Annotated in this window: 11 protein-coding genes; 7 read left to right on the forward strand and 4 right to left on the reverse strand. The window is 62.1% G+C overall.

Annotated features, from left to right (window positions below; genetic code table 11):
- Positions 1 to 275 (reverse strand): NAD-dependent epimerase/dehydratase family protein (locus EN932_RS39010; RefSeq protein WP_245483314.1); only part of this gene is annotated, 275 nt, incomplete at its 3' end.
- 606 nt (positions 276 to 881) lie between these two features.
- On the opposite strand from EN932_RS39010, the gene EN932_RS23335 reads away from it, so the two are divergent.
- The 6 genes from EN932_RS23335 (at position 882) to EN932_RS23360 (ending at position 5317) form a co-directional block, all read left to right on the forward strand.
- Positions 882 to 1487: a hypothetical protein gene (locus EN932_RS23335; RefSeq protein ID WP_013532492.1), complete on the forward strand. Its 606-nt coding sequence runs from the start codon at positions 882 to 884 to the stop codon at positions 1485 to 1487.
- Positions 1488 to 1549: 62 nt separating this feature from the next.
- Positions 1550 to 2404, forward strand: a complete 855-nt coding sequence (locus tag EN932_RS23340; protein ID WP_024504300.1) for a 23S rRNA (adenine(2030)-N(6))-methyltransferase RlmJ — start codon at positions 1550 to 1552, stop codon at positions 2402 to 2404.
- A 194-nt stretch (positions 2405 to 2598) separates the two neighbouring features.
- Entirely contained in the window at positions 2599 to 3051 is a 453-nt protein-coding gene (locus EN932_RS23345) for a hypothetical protein (RefSeq protein WP_127368186.1), read from the forward strand.
- Positions 3052 to 3186: 135 nt separating this feature from the next.
- Positions 3187 to 3768 carry a TetR/AcrR family transcriptional regulator gene (locus EN932_RS23350; protein WP_127368187.1) on the forward strand — a complete coding sequence of 194 codons (582 nt, stop codon included), beginning with the start codon at positions 3187 to 3189 and terminating at the stop codon, positions 3766 to 3768.
- Positions 3765 to 4601, forward strand: coding sequence for a DMT family transporter (locus tag EN932_RS23355; protein WP_024504298.1), 837 nt, complete (start codon positions 3765 to 3767; stop codon positions 4599 to 4601). Before EN932_RS23350 ends, EN932_RS23355 begins: the two co-directional genes overlap by 4 nt.
- 101 nt (positions 4602 to 4702) lie before the next feature.
- Positions 4703 to 5317 (forward strand): LysE family translocator, encoded by a 615-nt coding sequence (locus tag EN932_RS23360; protein WP_064993149.1) that lies wholly within the window; start codon positions 4703 to 4705, stop codon positions 5315 to 5317.
- Positions 5318 to 5338: 21 nt separating this feature from the next.
- Here the strand turns inward: EN932_RS23360 and EN932_RS23365 are convergent, their stop codons facing one another.
- Positions 5339 to 5650 (reverse strand): transcriptional regulator, encoded by a 312-nt coding sequence (locus EN932_RS23365; RefSeq protein ID WP_013532486.1) that lies wholly within the window; start codon positions 5648 to 5650, stop codon positions 5339 to 5341.
- A gap of 409 nt (positions 5651 to 6059) precedes the next feature.
- Complete coding sequence (locus tag EN932_RS38440) at positions 6060 to 6647, reverse strand: hypothetical protein (RefSeq protein WP_206618954.1); 588 nt, start codon at positions 6645 to 6647, stop codon at positions 6060 to 6062.
- Positions 6648 to 7059: 412 nt separating this feature from the next.
- On the opposite strand from EN932_RS38440, the gene EN932_RS23380 reads away from it, so the two are divergent.
- Entirely contained in the window at positions 7060 to 7656 is a 597-nt protein-coding gene (locus EN932_RS23380; protein WP_013532484.1) for a glutathione S-transferase family protein, read from the forward strand.
- A gap of 95 nt (positions 7657 to 7751) precedes the next feature.
- Here EN932_RS23380 and EN932_RS23385 read toward each other — a convergent pair.
- Positions 7752 to 7938 (reverse strand): outer membrane beta-barrel protein (locus EN932_RS23385; RefSeq protein ID WP_164890585.1); only part of this gene is annotated, 187 nt, incomplete at its 5' end.

Below are 7938 nucleotides of genomic sequence, written 5' to 3' on the forward strand. Positions count from 1 at the left end.
GTGTGGAAATTGTCCAGCGCGACAACGTCGTATCCGTCCCGCAAAAGACGTTCGCACAGATGCGAACCTAAGAATCCCGCTCCTCCGGCGACAAGGGCGCGTCGTCGGCTTTGGCTGGCGTCCTTTTGGCTGCCGGATTCCAGTTTCAGAACCTTGACAAGCTTAGTCATGCTTTCCTCATACGCACCGAACACGCTACCGCCGGGCCGGGACAAAGCATCGCCCGGCCACGTTCCTGAGAACGTGGCAAACCTCCGCATCTGCGGAACCGCCATCACTGATGTGCGTCAATTGTTCTTTGGCTTTCGCGAAGCTGGTGCGACTACACAACCTCCGTGCTGCCGCTCAGCATTCTCCGCGCCCCGAAATCGCGATCACACGCCCGGTGTCACCATCGATTGCTCGCCCAAATTGCACATCCCAACGCATCGAAAATATACCTGTGGAAATTATAGTCAACTAAATTAGCAATTTCTTAACCAAATGCGCTCGCGAATGGTTAATCATGAAAGCGGCTACGGCCTCTCGGATCGAAGCATGGCGCACAAGGCAAATCCTGTTTACGAATCAGCATATTGGCTCGATCGACGTCAACATGTTGCCGGACGCGGCAAGCTGTCCCTTGAGGTAGAATCAAAACCTGACAGCAAGAACGGCCAAGAATGAGCCGACAGCAATATTCAGCGCGGCGCGCGAAATACACGGCTTAATTTTTGAGCGCATAGGTAGAACGTTATCGGCATTGTTGCGCAGCCACGCCGCCAATCTGGTTGCGCTCGCACCCCGCACGGTCCACCTCCAGGGTGGCTGCCGCAACTGGCCATCGCCTTTTGGCCGTCGGGGCGCTATTGGCAAGGTTACGATACGCCATGGTGATGTGAATGCGCTTTCTGTTTGTCCTGATCCTGCTTGTCGGCGCCGGCGTCGGTGTCATCTATCCCTGGGCGATGAGCAATTTCTCCGGGCACGAGATCGGCACCTGGCGGGTCTATGAGCAAGGCCGTTTCAAGCCGCTGACGGTGCCGCTCTCCGGCCGCGATGCGCCGGTGCGGGTGCTGGTCGACCTGACCGCAAGAGCCGAGCGCATCGTCTCGCAGCAGCGCACCGTGCTGACGCTGACCGCCGCCAGCAATGGCCGCACGGTGCTCGCCTCGACGCTGCAGTTCAACCATTCCGACAATCCTCGCCAGGCCAGCCCGCAACTGCCCGACAAGATCTTTCGCGACGAGGCCGGCGTCATCGCGACCGTCAGCCCGGGTCCCTACGTCTTCACCGTCGGACCGGGTGATGCCGACGACATACCGATGCGGGCTGTCGATCTCATCCTGCGCTCCGGCGCAGGCGAGATCGACAGCCGTGCACGGCCGGTCGGCTTCGCGCTGATGGCGATCGGCCTGATCGGATTTTTGCTGACCTTGCGCACTCGAGGCGGTCGGCCGGAAAATCCGAACTCTCAGCCGCCACCGCCGCGCTGGGGCAGGGGCTGATGCATGTCGCCCAAAAGTGTGCAGCGGTTTTGGGACAACGACATGCATAACGGCACAAGACGATGAACTACCGCCACGCTTACCATGCCGGGAATTTCGCCGACGTCGTCAAGCATGTCGTGCTGACGCGCTTGCTCGAGTATCTGAAGCAGAAGGACAAGGCGTTTCGGGTCGTCGACACCCATGCCGGCATTGGCCGCTACGATCTGTCGTCGGCCGAAGCGCAGAAGACGGGTGAGTGGCAAGGCGGCATCGGCAGGCTGATCGATGCCCCGTTTGCCGCGCCGGTGGCAGCACTGCTCGCGCCTTATCTGGAGACAATACGGTCGCTCAACCCTGAGGGTGGCATCCAGAAATACCCGGGCTCCCCGTTGATTGCGCGCCATCTCATGCGCAAGCAGGACAGGCTGACCGCGATCGAGCTGCACCCCAAGGATGCCGCGAGGCTGAGGACGTTCTTTGCCGGCGATTTCCAGGCCCGGATCATCGAACTCGATGGTTGGCTCGCGCTCGGCGCCCATCTGCCGCCGAAGGAGAAGCGCGGCCTTGTTCTCATCGATCCGCCATTCGAGGAAGCGGGTGAGTTCGATCGCCTCGTCGACGGGCTCATAAGGGCGCACAAGCGCTGGCCAGGCGGCATCTACGCGCTCTGGTATCCGATCAAGGACCGCAAGGCGATCATCGCTTTCCGCAAGGCGCTGAAGCAATCGGGCATCCCGAAGCTGCTCGACATCGAATTCGAGATCAGGCCGGCCTCTTTGGAACCCAGCCTCGACGGCAGCGGTCTGCTGGTGGTCAATCCGCCGTTCACGCTGGAGGGCGAGCTGCGGACGCTGCTGCCGGCCCTGCACAGGCTGCTTGCGGTGGGGCGGCCGGCGCACTGGTCGTTGGAATGGCTGGCCGGCGAGCAGGCTTGAGGCGGGCTCATTGACGACCCGGGACCCGCGCTCTTTTGGATCCGGGCATGAACGTGCCAGAGCCATTCCGGTGCCGTGTAAATTCGGCTTTGGTCGAAAAGCAGTTTCAAACTGGGAAACCATTGTCAACGCAACCGCTTGACCGCCGCCGAGCGAATCCGCACAGTGCGCACAATCGACCTTGAGAGGCTGCCATGACTCGCTTCGCCAAATCCGCTCTTGCCGCCCTGATTTCGCTCTGCACCCCGCTTGCCGCGCCTCTCGGTATCACCCAGACCGTGCAGGCCGCCGATCTTACGGTCTATTCCGATGAAGACAGCGGGGTCTGCGGTCAGCCTTGGGTACTGAACAAGATCACCAGCCGCTTTTCCTATCAGGTGCATCACGTGCCGCATCTGCCGGATGTAGAGATCACTGATTTCCGGCGCATTCACCAGCATCGCTATCTGGCGGCCGACGATACCTGGCCGATCGGTCGCCGTTATTGCGGGGCCACCGTCAGCCTGTCCGACGGCCGCGATCGCACCATCTGGTACCTGATCGAGGAAGGCCAGGGCTTTGCCTCGATCGGCGACAATGTCGAATTCTGCGTCTCGGGCTTCGACCGCTGGATGGTCTACAACGGCCGCTGCCGCATTCTGCGCTAAACCCGGTTTCCCCTTCCAATCTCTTTCGCGCCTGTGGCTTGATCGGCTGCAGGCGTTTTTCGTGCTGCGTTGACAGCTGGCGCGATCCGTCGCATAGATATGAGGCAGACCTGTCTCACCACCTTGGTATGCGCCATGACACCATCGCCCGTTTCCGATAAGCGCCAGCACGTCCTTGAAACGGCCTACGTGCTGTTCAAGCGCGCCGGTTTTCATGCGACGGGTATCGACCGGATCATCGCCGAAGCCGATGTGGCCAAGATGACGATGTATCGCCACTTCCCCAGCAAGGACGAATTGATCGTCGAGGTGCTCGACTATCGCGCTATGCGTTTCGACCGCCAGCTCGACCGGCTCGCCCAGGAGGGCATTCCGCCGGAACAGAAAATCGGAAGGATCTTTGACTGGCATGCACGCTGGTTCCGCAGCGCCGATTTCCATGGCTGTCTGTTCGCACATGCATTGGCCGAGTTCGGCGATCCCGGGCATCCGGTTTTCAAGGCCGTTGTCAGGCAGAAGAACGGCCTCAAGCGGCGCATGCGGTCTATCCTCGAAGAGATGATGCCGCGCGGCCGCGCCGAAAGCGTGGCGGCGACACTGCTTATGCTGATCGAAGGTGCGACCTTGCTGGCGCAGATGGGGCCGGCCGACGCCGCCATTCGCGACGCCCGCAAGGCGGCCATGGGCATCGTCGCTGCTTCGCGTAAGTCCCAATGAGCCCGCTGGTCATCGGGCTCGCATTGTTTGCGGCGATCCTGCACGCAACCTGGAACGCGTTCCTGCGCACGGGGGCCGACAGGTTGTGGACCGTCACCGTCATGAGCTTTTCCAGTACGGCGCTCGCCATCCCCTTAGCCTTCTTCCACGCCCTTCCGGCCGCGCCGGCCTGGTCCTACATTGTGCTCTCGGCCTGCCTGCAGGTTGGCTACAGTTTGTTTCTGGTGGCCGCCTACAGATATGGCGAGCTGGGACAGGTCTATCCGATCGTTCGCGGCAGCGTGCCGCTGCTCGTCACGCTCGGCGGGTTCTTCCTGGCCAACCAGCAGCTCACTCTGCCGCAGACCATCGGTGTCGCGCTGGTCGCGGGCGGCATCATGGGCCTTTCTCTCGGAAGGGGCAGGGCCGCCACGACATCGATACTCTATGCGCTGGCAACGGGAGCGATCATCGCCGCCTATGCGACGGTCGATGCGCTCGGCGTTCGGGCGGCGGGAAACGCCGGCGCCTATACCGCATGGGTGCTGCTGATCTACGGCGCGTTGCTGCCGGCGGCCTTCGTCGCCTGCCGTGGCCGGCTCACAGTCGACCTGGGTGCGCCGGAAACCTGGAAGGCGCTGGGCGGCGGCCTGTTTGCACTTCTGGCCTACGGTGTCGTGGTCGCGGCCTTCGCGCTCGGACCGGCCGGTCCGATCACCGCGATCCGCGAAACCAGCGTCGTCTTCGCGGCCTTCATCGGACGCCTGTTCCTCGGCGAGGTGCTGACGCCGCGGCGGGTCGGCGCCTGCGCCATCGTCGCGCTCGGCGCCATCTGCCTCGGCTATCAGCCGTGACGGAAATGCGCATCGCGCAGTTTCTCGATTTTCCTGATGGCGCCGACAGGTAAACCGGCTAGTCTGGACTCCCGAGAGCGGCATTACCCTCGGGAGTTTTCATGGATCTCGCGACCTCGCTTGCCTTTGCGGCCGCCTTCTTCGTGTTCGCTGCCAGCCCGGGTCCGGACAACATGACGATCATCGCGCGCACAATCTCCAATGGCGCCGCGTCGGGCATCGCCTACGGTGCCGGCACCGTGGTCGGCATCCTCATCTTCCTGATCCTCGCCGCCTTCGGCCTGTCGATCGTCGCCGCCAAGATGGCGATCGTCATGACGGTGCTTCGCTATGGTGGAGCGGCCTATCTGGTCTGGACGGGCATCAGGCTGTGGATGGCGGCGCCCGTCATTCCCGAACTGCAGCCCATCTCAGGACGGCGAGGGCTGTTGATGATTTTTGCCACCGGCATCGCGCTCAATCTTGGCAATCCGAAAATGCCGTTGTTCTACATTGCGCTGTTGCCTAGCGTCGTCGGCGCATCGCTCGACGCAGGTCATCTCGGTGTGCTGATGATGGTGATCGTGGCCGTCGAGGTCGTGGTGATCGGCGGTCATGTCGTCCTCGCCGGTCGCGCCCGCAGCCTGTTGCGCACACCAAGGATCGTACGCCGGGTGAACCGCGCGGCGGGCGGTGTGATGATCGGCGCCGGCGTTGCCGTTGTTGCCGCGCGCTGAGCGGATTGCCCAGTCATCACGCTATTTCCTGCGCGCCGCCGCCTCGGCCTGATCGAGGATCTTGCGCAGGAATGCGGCATGGCCGCGGAACGCGCGCCGTCCGCTCGTCGTCGCCCTGACGCGCGTCTGCGGCCGGCGGCCGACGAACAGCTTTTCGATGTCGACATAACCAGCCCTGGCCAGCGTATCGAGATGCGCACCGAGATTGCCGTCGGTGACGTCCACGATGGCTTTCAGCCCGGTGAAATCCAGCGTTTGCCGCCTTTCCAGCATGCTCAGCGCCGCCATGATCCTGAGCCGAGTGCTCTGGTGGATGATTTCGTCGGCACTCATCGATTGGCTCCGGCGCAGCCAAGCCGGAGGCCGCCGACAACCATGCTGCCGCCGTGGCGGACCGTCTTGGCAATCTCGAACGGCGACAGCGCCGCTTGCTCCTGTGCGATCGACATTGAAATGCTCCAGCATGCTGTACAGAATACTCTGCCATGTAGAGTTATCTGTCAATTCACGAGCAGGCCGATCTGCGTTCGTGCTTGACAAGACGATGCACCGATCGGCTGTCGCATTGCAGTATAGATCGTCCGCCTGCACGAGATGATCGCACCGATGAGGCAGCGGTCATGATATCGGCGACCGACGATCGACACGCAAAGCTGCTCGCTGATCTTCGGAGCTTCACGAGAGGAGCGCTTCCGCGGACTGTGGAGAATGTCGGCGACACATTCTAGCCAATGGTCGAAGATCAGAAGTGAATTTCTGCGACGATCAGCACGACCATGTGCCGATCGTAACCGAAATTTAAGCTGCGAAAAATCAGTCTATTGCTTCGCTGGCTAGCAAGCCGCGAGTCAGATATGCATGAGCGCGCCGGGTCATTACGGCCGTCGGCACAAAGGAAGGGGCATCGCATGGCTAAGCAGTCATCCAAAGCGCCGGCGTCCAAGGCACCGGCAAAGAAAGCACCCGCAAAAGCAGCGACGGCAAAGGTCGCAGCTGCAGTGAAGAAAGCAGCACCTGCTGCCAAGCCGAAGGCCGCGGCGGCCAAGGCAAAAGCAGCACCGGCCAAGAAGCCGGCAGCGAAAGCTGCGGCGAAACCGGCAGTGAAGAAGGCGGCACCGGCCAAGAAGCCTGCAGCGAAAGCTGCGGCGAAACCCGCAGCGAAGAAGGCAGCAGCACCTGCCAAGAAACCGGCTGCCAAGGCTGCACCAGCCAAGAAGCCGGCTGCCAAGGCTGCTCCGGCAAAGAAGGCTGCGGCAGCGAAATCTTCAGCGCCGGTGAAGAAAGCGGCACCTGCGGCCAAGCCGAAGGCAGCGCCCGCGAAGGCCGGCAAGAAGTAGTCGCGCTTCCCTCGCCGGGGGCGGTGCCGAAACAGTCAAGGGCGGGTGCCTCACAGGGCGCCCCGCTCGTTGTTTAGGCAGTCGGAAGGCGAGAACAGAGGCGGACGGAGGATATCTTTTCGCAGCTCCCAGGACTTCGCCATAGGGCGGAGTCCGGTGGGGCTTTTTTCGTGTCATTCATGCGGGTGATGAAACATCGGCGCGAGGCTCGTCGGTCTTGCCAGTCGGCTGGCGGCTTCGCGCGATCCCGGCAACCATGGTGATGAAGCACCGTCTTCATGGAGCGCTCGCTAAACGGCCCTGGCCGCTGCGTCGCTCGCTGGCGGCTGGGTTTTCCGCTTCTGGCCATTGCCCGATCGCGCCCGATCGGTCAACACTGCCGGCCTGCAAAACAGGAAACGGATCATGCCCAGACTGCTCTATGCGTCGTCTTCTCCCTACAGTTCCAAGGTACGAATGGCGGCAGCCTATGCCGGCATCGCTGTCGATCTGGTGCCGATCAAGACCGAGGAGAAGCCGGCCGACTTGATGATCGCCAACCCGCTCGGCAAGATTCCGGTTCTGGTGCTCGACGACGGTCGCTCCATCCATGACAGTCGCGCCATCACCCAGCATCTCAACCGTTTGTCGAAGAGCGCGCTTTTTCCACGCAATCCCGACAAGCGGCTCGAGGCAGAAGTGCTGGAGGCATTGGCCGACGGCATTTGCGACTGTGCGCTGTCGATGGTCTATGAACGGCGCACGCGGCCTGAGGAGATGGTCTATCAGCCCTGGCTCGATCGCCAGTGGGCGAAGATCACGGCGGCACTCGACCTGCTCAACGCCAACCCGCCGAAGCTGCCGAAAAAGATCACCGCCGGCCAGATGGCGCTGCGCGCCTGCCTTGGCTATCTCGCGCTGCGCTTTGCCGGGAAATGGGAGAAGGGTCGCGCCCGGCTGACGCGGTGGGCGGCACGCTTCGACGAGAAGTTTCCAGAACTGAAGCCCTGCATTCCCGGTTGACCGCCCATTACCCGAATAGATTTACCCGGAAATCACGCGAGCATAAAAAAAGCCGGGCGCGAGGCCCGGCTTTTTCGTGTCGTGGCTTGAACGACTTAGAACTTCATACCGACGCCGAAGGTGACGCGGTTGTCGGTGGCCTTGACCTTGCCGATGCCATCGAAGCTCTTGCTGCCGAAGTCGGTGTAACGATACTCGACGCGACCGAAGACATTGTCGGTCAGCTTGATGTCGGTGCCGAGACCAGCGGTCCAGACGAGCAACGTGGCGCGGTCCGAACCG

It is taken from the genome of Mesorhizobium sp. M7A.F.Ca.US.002.01.1.1 (genome assembly GCF_004022955.1).
GTDB lineage: Bacteria > Pseudomonadota > Alphaproteobacteria > Rhizobiales > Rhizobiaceae > Mesorhizobium > Mesorhizobium ciceri.